Source organism: uncultured Blautia sp., assembly GCF_902497045.1.
Taxonomy (GTDB): domain Bacteria; phylum Bacillota; class Clostridia; order Lachnospirales; family Lachnospiraceae; genus Blautia_A.
The window spans coordinates 1-16,981 of the sequence record NZ_CABVDF010000044.1; the positions used below are offsets into that span (position 1 = coordinate 1).

At 45.7% G+C, this 16,981-nt stretch carries 13 protein-coding genes; 3 read left to right on the forward strand and 10 right to left on the reverse strand.

Going from position 1 to position 16,981, the window contains the following annotated elements:
- Positions 1 to 45 precede the first annotated feature (45 nt).
- The 4 genes from glmS to cls form a co-directional block, all read right to left on the reverse strand.
- Complete coding sequence (glmS, locus tag RDS42_RS05230; RefSeq protein WP_308782721.1) at positions 46 to 1,884, reverse strand: glutamine--fructose-6-phosphate transaminase (isomerizing); 1,839 nt, start codon at positions 1,882 to 1,884, stop codon at positions 46 to 48.
- Positions 1,885 to 2,015: 131 nt separating this feature from the next.
- The gene (locus RDS42_RS05235; RefSeq protein ID WP_308782722.1) at positions 2,016 to 4,652 is read right to left on the reverse strand and encodes a cation-translocating P-type ATPase; all 2,637 of its coding nucleotides are present in this window, start codon (positions 4,650 to 4,652) and stop codon (positions 2,016 to 2,018) included.
- A 441-nt stretch (positions 4,653 to 5,093) separates the two neighbouring features.
- Complete coding sequence (locus RDS42_RS05240; protein WP_331602741.1) at positions 5,094 to 5,678, reverse strand: hypothetical protein; 585 nt, start codon at positions 5,676 to 5,678, stop codon at positions 5,094 to 5,096.
- Between the two features lie 125 nt (positions 5,679 to 5,803).
- Positions 5,804 to 7,378 carry a cardiolipin synthase gene (gene cls, locus RDS42_RS05245; protein WP_308782723.1) on the reverse strand — a complete coding sequence of 525 codons (1,575 nt, stop codon included), beginning with the start codon at positions 7,376 to 7,378 and terminating at the stop codon, positions 5,804 to 5,806.
- A gap of 182 nt (positions 7,379 to 7,560) precedes the next feature.
- Between cls and sdaAB the strand changes: the two genes are divergently transcribed.
- Genes sdaAB through RDS42_RS05260 form a run of 3 tightly spaced genes read left to right on the forward strand, consistent with a single transcriptional unit; the run spans position 7,561 to position 9,844 of the window.
- On the forward strand, positions 7,561 to 8,241 hold the full coding sequence (gene sdaAB / locus RDS42_RS05250; protein WP_308782724.1) for an L-serine ammonia-lyase, iron-sulfur-dependent subunit beta: 681 nt from the start codon (positions 7,561 to 7,563) through the stop codon (positions 8,239 to 8,241).
- A 3-nt stretch (positions 8,242 to 8,244) separates the two neighbouring features.
- The gene (sdaAA, locus tag RDS42_RS05255; RefSeq protein WP_308782725.1) at positions 8,245 to 9,120 is read left to right on the forward strand and encodes an L-serine ammonia-lyase, iron-sulfur-dependent, subunit alpha; all 876 of its coding nucleotides are present in this window, start codon (positions 8,245 to 8,247) and stop codon (positions 9,118 to 9,120) included.
- A 13-nt stretch (positions 9,121 to 9,133) separates the two neighbouring features.
- Positions 9,134 to 9,844 carry an HAD family hydrolase gene (locus RDS42_RS05260; RefSeq protein WP_308782726.1) on the forward strand — a complete coding sequence of 237 codons (711 nt, stop codon included), beginning with the start codon at positions 9,134 to 9,136 and terminating at the stop codon, positions 9,842 to 9,844.
- Here the strand turns inward: RDS42_RS05260 and RDS42_RS05265 are convergent.
- Genes RDS42_RS05265 through iolC form a run of 6 tightly spaced genes read right to left on the reverse strand, consistent with a single transcriptional unit; the run spans position 9,822 to position 16,858 of the window.
- Entirely contained in the window at positions 9,822 to 10,667 is an 846-nt protein-coding gene (locus RDS42_RS05265; protein ID WP_308782727.1) for a class II fructose-bisphosphate aldolase, read from the reverse strand. The two genes, RDS42_RS05260 and RDS42_RS05265, sit on opposite strands and share 23 nt — an antisense overlap.
- Positions 10,621 to 11,892: an MFS transporter gene (locus tag RDS42_RS05270; RefSeq protein ID WP_308782728.1), complete on the reverse strand. Its 1,272-nt coding sequence runs from the start codon at positions 11,890 to 11,892 to the stop codon at positions 10,621 to 10,623. The genes RDS42_RS05265 and RDS42_RS05270 overlap by 47 nt, the downstream gene beginning before the upstream one ends.
- A gap of 17 nt (positions 11,893 to 11,909) precedes the next feature.
- Entirely contained in the window at positions 11,910 to 13,061 is a 1,152-nt protein-coding gene (locus RDS42_RS05275; RefSeq protein ID WP_308782729.1) for an iron-containing alcohol dehydrogenase, read from the reverse strand.
- A 13-nt stretch (positions 13,062 to 13,074) separates the two neighbouring features.
- Complete coding sequence (locus tag RDS42_RS05280; RefSeq protein ID WP_308782730.1) at positions 13,075 to 13,860, reverse strand: 5-deoxy-glucuronate isomerase; 786 nt, start codon at positions 13,858 to 13,860, stop codon at positions 13,075 to 13,077.
- Positions 13,861 to 13,879: 19 nt separating this feature from the next.
- On the reverse strand, positions 13,880 to 15,811 hold the full coding sequence (gene iolD, locus RDS42_RS05285) for a 3D-(3,5/4)-trihydroxycyclohexane-1,2-dione acylhydrolase (decyclizing) (RefSeq protein WP_308782731.1): 1,932 nt from the start codon (positions 15,809 to 15,811) through the stop codon (positions 13,880 to 13,882).
- 12 nt (positions 15,812 to 15,823) lie between these two features.
- On the reverse strand, positions 15,824 to 16,858 hold the full coding sequence (gene iolC, locus RDS42_RS05290; RefSeq protein WP_308782732.1) for a 5-dehydro-2-deoxygluconokinase: 1,035 nt from the start codon (positions 16,856 to 16,858) through the stop codon (positions 15,824 to 15,826).
- Positions 16,859 to 16,981: the final 123 nt, after the last annotated feature.

Genomic DNA, 16,981 nt, shown 5'->3' on the forward strand with positions numbered 1-16,981 from the left:
TTGTATTTTCACATAATTTGTATTATCACAAAGCACCCTATATGTTCATTCCACCGTTACACTTTTGGCCAGATTACGGGGTTTATCTACATCCAGTCCTCTTGCCACACTGACATAATATCCGATCAGCTGCAGAGGGATCACTGCAAGGGAGGTGGCAAAATGCGGATCTGTTCTGGGAATATAGACAGTAAAATCAGCTGTTTCTTCTATATTATAGTTGCCGAAGCTGGTAAGTCCCATCAGATATGCCCCACGGCTTTTGCACTCCACCATATTGCTGACTGTTTTTTCATAAAGCTCCGGCTGGGTAAGAACTCCGATCACCAGAGTACCGTCTTCTATCAGGGAAATGGTTCCGTGCTTCAGTTCTCCTGCTGCATATGCCTCTGAGTGAATGTAGCTTACCTCCTTCATCTTCAGGCTTCCCTCCATGCTGATGGCATAATCGATGCCTCTGCCGATAAAGAATACGTCCCTGGCGTTTGCCTGTTTGGAGGCAAACCACTGAAGTCTTTCTTTATCCTCAAGGATCTTCTGGATTTTTTCCGGTATGGTCTGAAGCTCTGTTATATAGTTCTCATACTGCTCTTCCGTGATTTTTTCCCGGACAATGGCAAGCTGAAGAGCCAGTGCATAAACAGCCATCAGCTGTGTACTGTACGCCTTGGTTGTAGCTACAGAGATTTCCGGTCCTGCTAGGGTATAAAATACATGATCAGCCTCCCTGGCAATGGAAGAGCCTACTACATTTATAATTCCCAGAGTGCGTACTCCCAGCTTCTTTGCCTCGCGAAGAGCCGCCAGGCTGTCTGCTGTCTCTCCGGACTGGCTGATAACCACAGCAAGTCCCCTGGGATCCATGATGGGCTTTCTGTACCGGAATTCCGACGCAAGCTCCACCCTTACAGAAATCCCTGTCAGATCCTCCAGTACATACTGGGCTGTCATTCCTACATGATAGGCAGAACCGCAGGCAATAATATATATCTGAGAAATTTCCCGGATGATCTCCTCGGTAAGGCCAGCCTCAGAAAGGTCGATTCTTCCATCTTTCAGCACAGAATTCAGTGTATCTGCCACTGCTTTTGGCTGTTCATAGATCTCCTTCATCATAAAATGCTCGAATCCGGCTTTTTCTGCCGCCTCGGCATCCCATTCGACCGTTTTCATCTCTTTCCGGATTTCCTCGCCGTCCAGATTATAGAAGGTGATCTCTCCTTTTCTGACACGGGCCATTTCCAGATTTCCAATGTAGTATACGTTTCTTGTATATTTCAAAATTGCCGGAACATCTGAAGCAATATAGGATTCTCCCTCTGCAATTCCCAGAATCATAGGGCTGTCTTTACGGGCCACATAAATTTCTTCCGGATACTCCTGAAAGAGGATCGCCAGCGCATAGGAGCCGCGGATCCGGACCATTGCATGGTTAATGGCATCCACCGGTGTTCCTTCATATTTTTTGTAATAATAGTCAACAAGCTTAACGGCAACCTCGGTATCCGTCTCTGAATGAAAAACATATCCTTTCCGAAGAAGCTTATCTTTTAATTCCTGATAGTTTTCGATAATACCATTATGAACGGCGATCACGTTTCCATCATCACTCATATGAGGATGAGCGTTTGTCTCCGAAGGCTCTCCATGGGTAGCCCAGCGTGTATGTCCGATTCCGCAGGTACCGGAAACCGCTGTTCCATTGTCTGTTTTTTCTGCAAGAGCCTTCAGGCGTCCCTTGGCACGGATAACCTCCGGCTGTTTTTCTCCGGCTCTGACTGCAAGTCCGGCGGAATCGTAACCGCGATACTCCAGCCTGGAAAGCCCGTCCAGAAGGATAGGCGCCGCCTGATGCTCTCCTGTAAATCCTACAATACCACACATAATTTTTCTCCTCTTTTTGCATTTCCTTACTAAAGTTTCACCGTGGTATCATAGCATATTTTTTCTGTTTTTTCAAGAAAAAAAGACAGCCGGAATCTCTCCGGCTGCCCTGTAGCTTTTATTATTGTGATTTATTTTCCAAGCTTACGCTGGATAGCTTTTACGATTTCCATGATCGGGATGATCAGAACTGCAAGTCCAAGAGCGATCATGTATTCGGTAAAGTCGATGGGTGTAAACTGGAATGCTTTTGCAAGGAACGGAACCTCGATAACAACAGTTGTCAGGATCAGAGATACCAGCATTGCACCATAAAGGAACACGTTATGGCTGTTCAGTTTGAAGATGGAGCCGCGGCGGCTTCTCATATTCAGGGAATGGCAGATTTCCACCATAGAAAGTGTAAGGAATGCCATTGTGGTTCCGTCCGCGCTGTTTACAAATTCCCACACGCCGGATTCTATTCTGTGTCCTACCAGATAGGAGATCATAACCAGAATTGTAACTACTACGCCCTGGAAAGCTACGTCAAATCCCATTCCTCCGGCAAAGATTCCTTCCTTAGGATCACGGGGTTTCTTTTTCATGATATCGGATTCGCTCTTTTCAAGTCCAAGAGCCAGAGCCGGGAAGCAGTCTGTAATCAGGTTGATCCAGAGAAGGTGTACCGGCTTCAGGATGGTAAATCCGATCATGGTAGAGAAGAAGATTGCCAGAACCTCTGCCAGGTTGGAAGCAAGAAGGAACTGGATGGCTTTACGGATATTTGCGTAAATACGGCGGCCTTCTTCTACTGCGGAAACAATGGTGGCAAAGTTGTCATCTGCAAGAACCATATCTGCAACGTTTTTGGTAACATCTGTTCCGGTAATACCCATACCTACGCCGATGTCAGCGCTCTTAATGGATGGAGCGTCGTTGACGCCGTCACCTGTCATGGCAGTGATCATACCTTTTTTCTTCCATGCATTAACAATACGGACTTTGTGCTCCGGCTGCACACGGGCATAAACGGAAATCTCTTCTACCTTCTTTTCGAAGTCTTCATCACTGATCTCATTTAACTGTGCTCCGGTGATTGCCTGGGACGGATCCGTCAGAATGCCAAGCTCCATACCGATAGCTACTGCCGTATCCTTATGGTCACCTGTGATCATGATCGGACGGATGCCGGCTTCACGGCACTCTACGATAGCTGCTTTTACTTCCGGACGTACCGGGTCGATCATACCGGAAAGACCAAGATAAGTAAGATCCTGCTCCAGAAATTCCGGTTCTGTGCTTTCCGGCATCTTGTCCCACTGACGGCAGGCGCCGCAGAGAACACGAAGGGCTCTGTCAGCCATAGACTTGTTGCTCTTCAGGATAGCAGTCCGCACCTCTTCTGTCATAGGTACTTTTTGTCCGTTTACCATAGCGTGGGTACAGCATTTCAGCACTTCGTCAGGAGCGCCCTTGGTAAACTGGATGATCTGATGATTCTTTGTTTCGTGAACCGTGGACATCATCTTTCGAAGAGAATCAAAAGGCGCTTCTCCTACACGAACATATTCCTCTTTCAGCTGTGTCTTGATCATACCGTTTTTGGCGGCATCATTAACAAGGGCACATTCCGTCGGTTCGCCTACAGCCTCTCCTGCATCTGCATCATACTCTGCATCGGAGCAGAGAGCCATTGCTGTTTCCAGAGCTTTTTCATCATCTGATACATGCTCGACTACTGTCATCTTATTCTGGGTCAGTGTCCCTGTTTTGTCAGAGCAGATGATCTGTGTACATCCAAGTGTTTCTACTGCAGTCAGTTTACGGATAATGGCATTTCGTTTGGACATATTTGTAACGCCGATGGAAAGAACAATGGTGACAACTGCTGCCAGACCTTCCGGAATAGCTGCAACTGCAAGGGAAACTGCAACCATAAAGGTACTGAGGATCGTATCACTGCTGATTCCTGCGCGGAAAAGTCCTACTGCAAAGATCACAATACAGATGCCGATAACAAGAACGGTAAGGATCTTGCTCAGCTGGTTCAGCTTGATCTGGAGAGGTGTCGCCTCATCCTGTGCCATAGAAAGGGCTTCTGCGATCTTACCCATCTCAGTTTTCATTCCGGTTCCGGTGATGACCATCTTTCCACGTCCGTAAACAACGGTGGATCCCATGTACGCCATATTTTTACGGTCGCCCAGAGAGACATCCTTCTCGCCGGAATCCAGTTTCAGTAGACCTGCGATCTTGTTTGCCGGAACTGATTCTCCGGTAAGAGCGGCCTCTTCGATCTTCATGCTGGCAGATTCTATGATACGTCCGTCTGCCGGAACTGCATCTCCGGCTTCCAGAAGTACAACATCACCCGGAACCAGCTCGTCACTTTTCAGAACGGTTACTTTTCCGTCACGAAGAACCTTGCTGGTTGCAGCTGCGATCTCCTGCAAAGCTTCAATGGCCGCTTCCGCTTTGCTTTCCTGAACAACGCCCAGAACTGCGTTGATCACTACTACGGAAAGGATAATAATTACATCTGCAAAAGATTCGCCTTCATAAAAAGCAGTGATTCCAGATATAATGGCAGCTACGATCAGAATAATGATCATAGGATCTGCCAGTTCCTTCAGAAAACGCTGGAGTAATGAAGTTTTCTTGCCCTTTTCCAATTCGTTTTTTCCATATTTGGAAAGCCGCTCCTGGGCTTCTCCTGTGGAAAGTCCTTCCTGAGAGGAATTTTGCTCTTTCAGAACCTCTTCTAAACTTGACAAATATTCTTTCATATTGCCTCCGTTTCTGTGCAGTCGGACCTTAAGTCCCGCACGGTTTTTATTTTGATGACAGACTCCAGAAAAATTTCCAATGTCTTTATGAATGGGATGTTTCCCTGTCACTCCTTTCCACTGACTCTTCTGTTATAAATCATACCCATATTCAGAAGATTTCATAGGCTGCTGCCGATATCTGATACTATTCACCAAGAAAGTTAATATACTACTTTCCTAATAAACAAAAAAGAGACTTATCCAGGGACTACTCCCATAGATAAGTCTCGCTGTTTCAAACAAAACCAGACCCACGGCCATGATGTTGATTCTGTTACGCCATTATGGTGTCAGCTACTCCCTTACATCCTTTTTTTCATTGCTGTTATTATGCACCTTTTTATTTTAAAATGCAATGACTTTATAAAAATTTAATGTTTACAGAAAATGCTGGTTATTTCAACAGCGGTTTCGTTTGTTCACAAAATAATTCAGGATCCCGCCGCCCACAATAATCACCAGAGCAACGCCCACTACCCTTTTGGCCGCCTCCTGAGGAAGCTGCCCTTTGGAACCAATAGAATCCGCATAAAACAGCAGTGTATATTCTACTTCATGAGGTGTTCCCATGGCTGTGGTATCTGCGATCACTTCTACTGGCTCGTCCATGGCCAGAATCGGGATTTCAAATATGGAATTCATCCCTTCTTCATTAACAGGAAGATATTTTTCTCCATCTACGATCATATAGTCATAGTTGGAACTGCTCCACTGAAGTCTGGTAAACGCTCTGCCGTCACGTACGATCAGGACAGTAGGAGAAACCACACCTGCCTTACCGCTTCCGCCTTCCAGATCTACCTGAATAGAGTATTCCCCATCTTCCATATTCATTTTCACTCCCGGGGATTCAGACCGGTCAGTCTCTTCTTTTTCTGATGTTTGTTTCTTTCCTGCACAAACCGGATTTACTGATAATGCAAGCATTCCTGCCATGAGCAGAAACGCTGCAGTTCTCAAAACCGGCGTGAACTTGTTTTTCATAAAGCCCCCTCGTTTCCTGTTTTTTTAGATAATCTGTTTTTCTGACGATCACAGTTCTGAATATCGTTTTCAAATATTTCAATGTATTCCTGCACCAGATACAAGTCTCCTGTCTCGGGTACCGGCTACAGCAGCGGTGCGGCAGCTTTTGCAATAAAGCCAAGCACCCGGCGTTTCAGAGGTTCTGACCGGATCATATCCACGGTGATCTCCCGGCATTTTTCCTGGGTAAGTGCAAAATCCTCTTTAATCTGAAGAATACAGTCCGTTCCCCACATATAGGTAGCACACTCAAAATGATGGTACAGACTTCGGTAATCCAGATTGATCGTACCTACCACTGCTTCACGGTCATCACAGACAAATACTTTTGCATGGACAAAACCAGGCGTGTATTCATATATTTTGACGCCGGATTCCAATAAAGATTTATAGTGTGTCAGCGCAAGCGCAAATGGAATGTACTTATCCGGAATACCAGGAAGAATGATCCTTACGTCAACCCCTCGTTCAGCTGCAAATTTCAGTGCATTTTCCAGCTCTCCGTCCAGGATCAGATATGGTGTCATAATATATATATAATTCTGGGCCCGGTTCAGCATATCAATATAAACCTGTTCTCCCACCTTATCTTTATCCAGAGGACAGTCACCGTAAGGCATGACAAAGCCGTTTTCAGCCTGGGGCGTCACAGACACGTTCAAAAATCTGTCGAAATCTGTTTCCTTTTCATCCAGATACCACATATGCAGAAACATCCGGGTAAAGCTGCTGACTGCCTCTCCCTGTATCATTACTGCAGTATCCTTCCAGTGGCCGTATTTTACATAGGTATTAATATACTCGTCCGCCAGGTTGATGCCTCCATTAAAAGCAGTCTTTCCATCGATAACCAGAATCTTACGATGATCCCGGTAATTGTAATGGGTAGATACAAAAGGCTTGATAGGGGCAAACATTTTACATTTGATCCCCAGCTTCTGAAGTCTCTTCGGGTAATCATGAGGCAGTGTGGACAGCTCGCAGGTGCCGTCATAGAGCATTCTCACATCTACGCCCTCTTTTACCTTTCGCGCCAGGATCTCCAGGATCTTGCCCCACATTTCTCCTTCATTTACAATAAAATACTCCAGGAAAATAAAATGCTCTGCTTTTTCCAGCTGGATCAGCATTTCACGGAATTTATCCTCTCCCAGAGGAAAATAGGTGACAGAAGTATGATCGTATACCGGATAACATCCGCTGCGGCTCACATAACGGCAAAGGGCTGCCGCCCCGGGATCTGCCTTTTTCAGCGCTTTTTCTGTTTCCGGATTCTGTGGAAGGGACTTCTCCGTTGCTTTATTCAGCTGAGCATAATGATTTTTCAGCGCCCGGTGGCCTACATTCTCCTGTGTATAAAGAAACAGCAGCGCGCCAAACACCGGAAGAAGCATAACCACCACCAGCCAGGTAATCTTGGCTGTGGGATCCATGGAACTGTTTAAAAGGTACAGTACCATAAATACAGTGAAGATCACAACTCCTCCATAAATATGCGGCAAAAACTCTTCAAACCAGTGAAAAATACTGAACAGGAACAGAACCTGTACAGCAAGAAGGACAAGGATCAGGCCGGAACGGCTGAATACCACCCTGAGGATTCCCTGCCTGCCCTTGTTTAAAAGACGCAGCCCGGTTTCTTTGGTATCATCTTTCATTTTATCAGGTACTCCTTTCTTAAAGCAATGATCTGTTCATAGAATCTTCTATGTAAACTATACTATTATAGCATGTATAAATTCATAAGGCCAATGCTTAATATTTTATTTTCTGTTCTGATATGGTATACTGATAAATACAGCAGTTGTATTAAAACGACTGACTCAGAAAGGAAAATTTTATGGCATTTATCAGTGTTTTTAATGTGCTTGGACCGGAAATGATCGGTCCTTCCAGTTCTCATACAGCCGGAGCCTGCTCCATAGCTCTTCTGGCCCAGCAGATGGCTGACAGCCCCATTACAGATGTGGAATTTACATTATATAATTCTTTTGCCCAGACTTATAAGGGACACGGGACGGATCTTGCCCTTCTCGGCGGGGTCATGGGTTTTTCTACCGATGACAGACGGATCCCCAATGCCTTTTCTATTGCAAAGGAACGCGGCATTTCCTACAAATATATCGAGGCCGATCCGGATCCGGATATTCATCCTAATACAGTTGATATCCATATCACCTGTTCCGGCGGCCGTTCTTATACCGTGCGCGGAGAATCTCTTGGCGGCGGCAAAATGAGGATCAGCAGGATCAACCACATTGATGTGGATTTTTCCGGCGAATACAGCACTCTGATCATCGTCCATTATGACCGTCCGGGAGTTCTTGCCCATATTACAGGCTGTCTCAGCGAAAAAAACGTCAATATAGCTTTTATGAAGCTCTTTCGGGAAACAAAGGGAGATATTGCCTACAGCATCATAGAATTTGACGGTACCCTGCCGGAGGATGCAGAATCACAGATTCTCCGGAATCCTAATGTTCAGGATGTAATCTTTATACCAATTCAAAGGAGAAGTTAACACATGGATTTTAAGAATGCACAGGAGCTCCTTGAGCTTTGCAAAAAAGAAAACTGCACCATCTCATCCATTATGAAAAAAAGAGAGTGCATCCTTTCAGAAACCACAGAAGAGGCTATTACAGCCCAGATGGATCATTCCCTGAAGATCATGCGTGAGTCTGTGGCCGCTCCCATCAATTCTCCCAAAAAATCCATCGGAGGACTGATCGGAGGAGAGGCGCAGCAGATCAATCGTCATCGTCTTAACGGAAATTCCATCTGCGGCCCGGTTCTTTCAAAAGCCATTGCCTACTCCATGGCTGTTCTGGAAACCAATACCACTATGGGACTGATCGTCGCAGCGCCTACAGCAGGCTCCTCCGGTGTCCTGCCCGGTCTTCTGCTGGCACTTCAGGAGGAATATCATTTAAGTGATTCTGCAGTCATTGATGCTCTTTTTAATGCAGGCGCTATCGGATATCTTGCTATGCGCAACGCTACGGTAGCAGGCGCTGTGGGAGGCTGTCAGGCAGAGGTTGGTGTTGCTTCTGCTATGGCTGCATCTGCCGCTGTTGAGCTTATGGGCGGAACTCCGGAGCAATGTCTCCACGCTGCTGTTTCTGTTCTGATGAATTTCCTTGGACTGGTATGCGACCCTATCGGCGGACTTGTAGAATGTCCCTGCCAGGGACGGAATGCCGCCGGTGTGGCAGTTGCGCTGACCGGAGCCGAACTGGCATTAAGCGGAGTAAAACAGCTGATTCCTTTTGATGAAATGCTTCTTACCATGTATCAGGTAGGAAAACAGATCCCGCCCGGACTTCGGGAAACTGCCCTGGGAGGCTGTGCCGCTACACCATCCGGAAAGAAATTAGGGTGCAGCATCTGCCATAAATAAAAGAGGAGTCACTATGATAAAAACAGTCATCTTTGATATTGATAATACACTTTATGACTATGATAAAAACCATATTCTGGGGATGAAAGCGCTGACTGATTACTGCCAGTCTGAATTTGATCTAAATGAAAAAGAGGTCCTTGCCTGTTACCATCAGGCTATGGATATCACCAACCGGCGGATCGGAACCGACACTGCCGCCATCCACAGCCGGATGCTGCGCTTTCAGTGTATGACAGAGCTTCTGAAGCAGCCGCTGTTTCCTCATGTAGAAAATATGTATCATGCCTACTGGGATACACTGATCGACCATGCAGAACCTTCTCCCGGAATCCTGTCTCTGCTGACAGAATTAAAAAACCGTCATATCCGTATCGGTATTGGAACGGATATGACGGCCTCTATTCAGTATAAAAAACTTCTGAAACTGGGACTTGCCCCTTATATTGATTTTATCGTTACCAGCCAGGAGGCCGGCGTGGAAAAACCCCATCCTCATTTTTTTGACATCTGTCTGGAAAAAGCAGGATGCCTTCCGGAAGAATGTGCTTTTGTGGGCGATAACCAGAAAAAAGATGTAAAAGGTGCCCTGAATCATGGAATGACGGGCATCTGGTACAGCCAGGAAAAAGAACCGAAAGGAACGTTTGATTTCCCTGTGATCGCTTCCTATACAGATCTGGAAGGATTTCTTTGTCTGCTTAAACAGGCTGTACTCCGTTAAACACCTTGATATGGTGAAGGACGTTTTCATAGGTTCCCTGCACCATAGCTTCATTAAGTGAAAAATAATTATGTTTTTCCGGTGTCTGCAGATACTCTTCTGCTCTTTTGACCAATCTGTTGAAGCTTGCTGTGGCAATATTTACCTTGATGATGCCAAAAGAAATGGCTTTCTGGAAATCCTCATCTGTAATTCCGCTTCCACCGTGAAGCACCAGAGGAAGATTTGTGTTTCTGCTTATTTTTTCCAGAACATCAAATGCAAGCATGGGGGCTGTAGGATAGTTTCCATGGGCATTTCCGATTGCTACGGCAAGTGCATCGATTCCTGTTTTTTCGCAGAATATTTTCGCATCCTCAGGATCGGTGCAGCGGATGCCATGATCAGAACTTCCGTCCTCGCTTCCTCCAACCAGGCCCAGCTCTGCCTCAACAGTCGCTCCATACTCTGCGGCAATTTCAGCCACCTCTCTGGTCCTTTTGATATTTTCTTCAAACGGAAAAGAGGAGCTGTCATACATAACCGACGTAAAACCAAGCTCCAGAGCTTTCTTTACTGTTTCCACGGTCAGTCCGTGATCCAGATGTACTGCAACATCCACCTTTGCTTCTTTTGCCGCCTGAACCATCATAGGTCCCATAAGCGCAAGCGGGGAATGTTTCAGCCGGACTTCTGCAATCTGAAGGATGATCGGTGTTTCCAGTTCCTCTGCAGCCTGAATGGCTCCTTTCACCATTTCCATATTTCCCACGCTGAAAGCTCCAACGCCTCTGCCTTCATTTTTTGCCTGCTGAAGCAGCTTTTTCATTGTTACCAATGCCATAATCATCACTCCTGTCTGACTTATTCAACGTTATCCGCAGCATTTCAATAAAAACAAAGGCGGCTGCCGCAAAGACTGCCCCTGCTGCAAAAACATATCTCATTCCATTTTCCCCAACATTGATCATCCTGGTAAGAACCGGAGTCCCAAACGTAGCGATCACGATCCCCAGCATGACAAACCCATAATTTTCACCTGCATGCCGGATACCAAATACCGAACTTGTAAGAGAAGGAAAGCTTCCCATAATCCCGCCATAGCAGCCATAGATCAGGATCACAGCCACAGTGGCTCCGTAGGAATCCGAAAAACATAACAGTATCATGGCTGCTGCTGCAATGACCAGAACCCCTTTGATACATACAATCCTTCCAACTTTATCTGCAAGAGAAGGCAGCACCAGTCTGGTCAGGGCATTTACCACTGATCCGATCATAACGGAACTGACAGCTGCCGCTGCAGGTATGCCCAATTCAAGCTGGTAGCTCTGTGAAATCGGGGAGATCATAAAATATGAGATCAGTCCAAACAACATGGTCGCCAGAAGAAAATAAAACTGTTTCGTACGAAGCATTTCCCCGGAGGTATACTGTCTGCATCTGCTTTGTGCTTCCCCCATACCCGTCTTTGCAGTCTCTCTGTTTTCTTCAGGAGATGCAAAAAACAGACTGCTCAGAATCCAGGCTGCAACCATAAAGATTCCTACAGTAAGAAGTGTGACTTTTGGTCCTTCTTTTTCCAGAAGCTGCCGGCTAAACGGAGCCATAAAAAGCCCACATAATCCGTTGGCAGTGACCACAATCCCGGATGCAAAGCCTGTTCTGTCAGGGAACCACTGCTGGGCAGCCGCCAGTATCACCGTATACATCATTCCCTGTCCAAGCCCCTGCATCACACCATAAGTCAGATACATAGGAAGCGGAGAAGAAACCAGAGAAAATGCTGACATCAGGATTCCGGCAGAAAGCAGTCCGCCGCCCAGGAACAGAACCTTTCTTGGACCGAAGTGGTTCTGCATACGGCCTCCCAGGATATTTCCAAAAACAAAAGCGCTCAGCGCCAGATAAAAGCACATAGCCCCCTGGCTCTGGGTCCATCCGGTGCCTTCTGTTACATAAGGCTGGTAGATGGACCAGACATGGGGAAATCCAGTAAAAAATATCGCAAAGGCACCTGTGAGCATCATCAAAAACCGCTGTCTTTTCTGTGTCCCTGCTGTTTTCATATGTGTTCTCCTTTTTATTACCAGAGATTTCTGTACATTTCCTTTACATCATCCTCTGTGATATCGCGGATCGTATTCTGGGGGCTTCCGCTTTCCATTGCGTCATGTGCCATTTTGTCGATCACGTGAAAGAATTCTTCTTTCTGGATCCCGTATTCTTCCAGAGTTGGGGTCTCCAGCTCTTTTGTAAGATCTGCCACTGCCTGAAGGAATTTTTCAGCAGCTGTTTTGTCGGAATCCTCCGCGTCAGCAGCTCCGATGGCTCTTCCCAGCTCTCCGAAACGATCATATGCCCCTTCCAGAGCGAAGCCAAGACATACCTTCATCAGCATGGCATTGGAAAGTCCATGTGCTACATGAAAGAGAGCTCCGATGGGACGGCTCATTCCATGGATCAAGGTTACGGAAGCGTTGTTAAAAGCAATTCCTGCTTCAAGAGCTGCAACAGACATTTCCACTCTTGCCTCTTCATTTTTTCCATCATGAAATGCAATCGGAAGATATTTAAAAATACGTTTTACCGCTGACAGAGCAAAAGTATCGGAAAGTGTCTGTGATTTTCTGGATGTATATGCTTCCACTGCATGACAGAGTGCATCCAGTCCGGTAGCAGCTGTGATCTTCGGAGGCGCAGTCATAGTAAACTGCGGATCGATTACTGCCAGTGCAGGCATCAGGACCTTTCCCTTTAACAGCATCTTGATATTGTTTACGGTATCTGTGATGATCGTAAACTGTGTTGCCTCGGATCCGGTTCCTGCGGTAGTAGGAATAGCAACCATAGGAGGCATTTCCACATCAATGACTTTACCCATGTAATCGCAGATGCTTTCTCCGTCTGCTACAAGAGATCCTATTGCTTTCATGGAATCGATAGGACTTCCGCCTCCAAGAGCTACCAGAAAATCACACGCTTCTTCTTTATATATTTTCAGACCGGCTTCAATCATTTTGTCTGTAGGTTCTCCTGTGATCCCGGAATAGATCACATATTCAATTCCCTGATTTTTCAGAGCAGCTTCAACCTTTGCACAGTTGCCAAGATCGATCATTACATTATCAGTTACGATCATTGCCTTTTTTCCAAGCTGTTTCATGGAAGCCTCTGCCATATCCAAGGCTCCTGCGCCTGTGATGATCTGTCCCGGTACAATAAATTCTCTTGCCATAATTTTTTCCTCCTTAAAACTGTGCGTCATGAAGCCATGTGTAACGTTCGTCTTCACAACGGTCTGTCTGAAGCCATGGATTTCCATCAATATGACGGATCATCCAGCATGTATACATCTGAAATCCCGGCGCTACCGCCTGAGGATGCAGTTCTCCTCCCGGAATCGCAGAAAAACTGTTGTTTACACTTTTAAAAACCTGATCTCCTACAAAGCTTGCCCCGAAGCCCTCCGGTCTGTCAAATTTAAACAGATAGGTTTCCGGCTGGGGATGTCTGTGAGGAAGATAGCCAGACCAGTTTCCACGGTCATTTAACACTTCTCCAAGTACCATATTGGATTTCGGTGAAATATCATGATCAAAAATCGTATTTACCCGGCGTTTTGCAACATTCCCGAATTTCCCTACGCTGGAATAGCCCCACGGCGCGTCTTCCGGTGCATAAAGCCGGCTGTCAAAGCTGTTTTCATTTTTTGTGCACTGTACCAGGATCTCTGATTCCTGTTCAGCTGTAACCTTTATTTCATGAGAGCCGGATACATGAACGCACCAGGGGCCCTCTGTAAAGACATCTTTTCTGCTTACTGTTTTTTCGGAATCGTCCCACTGATATGTAATCTTTCCGGAAAGAAGAAGGACCGCTGTTTCCTCGCCTTCCCGATAGAAAAATCTCTTCTCTCCTGCTGCCATGCGATAAACACGAATATCCATCATCATTTCGCTGTAATCATTATCATAGGTTGTCAGGATCATTTCTCCTTTTTCATCAAATTCCGGGTATCCAAAAACCTTGCCCATTCTGACATCTCCCTTTCTATCAATAATCTCTCGCCGCTCTTCTGCCTTCCATAACGCCTTCGCAGGCCTCTCTTACGGATTCTTTCACAGAAGTTGTTGCAATTCCTACGTTCCACCAGGACTCATATCCGTCTGTCATTGTCTTCGGAATCACCTTCAGGTCAAACAGGCAGGCTTTTGTCTGTTTTTTGGCATCTGTAAGAGCCGCTTCCAGTTCTCCGATGGTTTTGCAGGTATATGTTTTTAATCCATAGCCTTCACCGATCTTGGCATAATCTACCGGAATCAGATCTCCGCATGGCTTTTTGCCGTCTGTATAACGGAATTCTGTGGCAATACTTCCGATTCCATGATTCATTTCCAGGTTATTGATACATCCGAATCCACAGTTGTCAAATACCAGAATGTTCACTTTTTTGCGCTCCTGCATGATGGTCATGATCTCACTGTGGAGCATCTGGAAGCTGGAATCACCTACCACACAATAAACCTCATTATCAGGCTCTGCAAATTTTACTCCAAGGGTAGCGGCTACTTCATAACCCATACAGGAATAACCGTATTCTGCATGGTATCCGCCTCTCTTATCTGTAGTCCACATTCTCTGCATACAGCTTGGAAGGGATCCGCCGGCAGTGATCACAGTTGCATCCTCATCAATAGTTCTTCGAAGAGCTGCAAGGGCTGCTGTCTGAGTGATTTTTCCATCGGTAAGCTTTACAAACTCCGGAATGGTTCTTGGATCTCTTGCCTTGATCATAGGCTCAAAATCATCACCTGTGTACTGGATGCTTCCAAGGCGCTCCATTTCTTTGTCCCAGATCTGCTTTGCCTCCTGGATCTCTGTGGTATATCCGGATCTGTAGCCTTTTTCACGAAGCATATCTGCCAGTGCTTCTACGGTTGCTTTTGCATCTCCCACAGCCTTTACTGCATCCATCTTGTACGCATGATATCTGCAGTTATTAATGGTAACAAATTGTACATTTTCGTTTTTATAAAGCCATTTGGAGCTTGTGGTAAAATCAGAAAGTCTGGATCCAATTGCGATTACCACATCTGCATCTCTTGCAATCACATTTGACGCATAAGTACCGGTAACACCAATTCCGCCGAGACAGTAAGGATCGCTGGATTTACATGCACTCTTACCTGCCTGTGTTTCACCAAACGGGATATGAAATTCATGGCAGAAATTTTCAACGGTTTCGCCTGCTTCAGAATATTTTACTCCGCCGCCTACGATCACAAGTGGTTTTTTCGCCTCTGCAATAACCTCTGCAATATCTTCCAGTTCTTCCTGGACAGCTGCCGGTCTTGTGATTCTGTGTATACGTTTCTTAAAGAAATATTCCGGGAAATCATAAGATTCACCTTCTACGTCCTGACAAAGAGCAATGCAGCAGGCTCCTGTTTCCGCCGGATCTGTCAGAACCCTCATGGCATTGATAAGAGCTGTCATGATCATCTCCGGTCTTGTGATACGATCCCAATATTTGCATACCGGCTTAAATGCATCATTTGTTGTGACTGCCAGGCTGCTGCTCTGTTCCAGCTGCTGAAGAACAGGATCCGGCTGGCGGGAAGCAAATGTATCTGCCGGAAATACAAGAAGAGGGATATTATTTACTGTGGCTGTTGCACAGGCAGTTACCATATTGGCTGCTCCCGGACCTACAGAAGATGCACAGGCAATGATTTTTTTACGATTGCTCTGTTTTGCAAAAGCAATTGCTGTATGGCACATTCCCTGCTCGTTTCTTCCCTGCAGTACTCTCAGCTGTCCCGGATCAGAATCCAGCGCCTCTCCAAGACCTACTGCAATCCCGTGTCCAAAAATGGTGAAGAATCCTTCTACAAACTTCGTTTCTTCTCCGTCCATTTTTACATACTGATTATCAAGAAATTTTACAATTGCCTGAGCTACTGTCATTCGGATGGTCTTTGTCATAATATGTTCCTCCTATACTCTGGCGATCATTTCGCCGAATTTCTCTTTTTCTTCTTTTATAAATGCATGTACTTCTTCCGGTCCCGGAAGGGAATCGGAACAATTGTTGCTCCTTACCATCATAGATGCCTCTGCGGATCCGAATTCCAGGCAGTCAATGATCTCCCAGCCCTGATAGAGTCCATATAAAAATCCTGAGCCATAACCATCGCCTCCGCCAAAGCCTTTGCGGGCTTCTACAGGGAATGGCTTAATGCTGAAGCTCTGTCCGTCGCAGGTATAGGCAGTTGAGCCTTTCATACCATGCTTGATCACAACAATCTTTGCTCTGCAGGACTGCCAGTAAGCCGCGCTTTCTTCATCCGTCATACCTGGTCTGATCAGTTTTTCTGTCAGGTCAAATTCTTCTCTGGAACCCATGATGATGTCAGCTTCCTTTGCTACCATTGAATAATAAATTGCGATCTCATCTGTGTTTTTCCAGTTGTATTCCCGATAATCAATATCAAAAATAATTCTGGTGTCATTTTTCTTTGCAAGCATCACTGCCTTCAGCGCCGCTTCACGGGAAGGACTTTCTGCAAGTGCCGTGCCGGAGATCAGAATTGATTTTGCCTCTCTGATGTAATCTTCATCAATATCATCTACATGAAGCTGAAGATCCGCAATCTTATTTCTGTACATCAGGATGCTGCTCTCCTTCGGAGAAAGCATTTCTGTAAATGTAAGGCCCAGCTTTTCTCCGTTTGTGCATCTGGTGATGTGAGAAGTATCAATGCCCTGTTCCTGGAAATATTCTGTCACAAAATCGCCAAACTGATCGTCGGATACTTTGCCGATAAATCCGGCTTTCATTCCATGATGTGTCACACCTACAGCAATGTTGGCAGGGGAGCCGCCTACAAATTTTTCAAAGGTATGTACCTTTTTCAGCGGTTTAAACTCTTCTTTTACCTGATCGTTGTATGCAGGATTGAAGTCGATCGCTACTCTGCCCAGTAATATGAGATCGTATTTTCTGCTTTCATCGAATTTGATATATTCCATTTCCTACCTCCACTTTTTATTCGCGTTCATTGCGTGTTTTTTGATTCATCTTTTTGTATTTTTATATTAGCACGCTTATATATTGCGTGCAATATGTTTTTCGCACTTTCTTTGTTTTTCTAT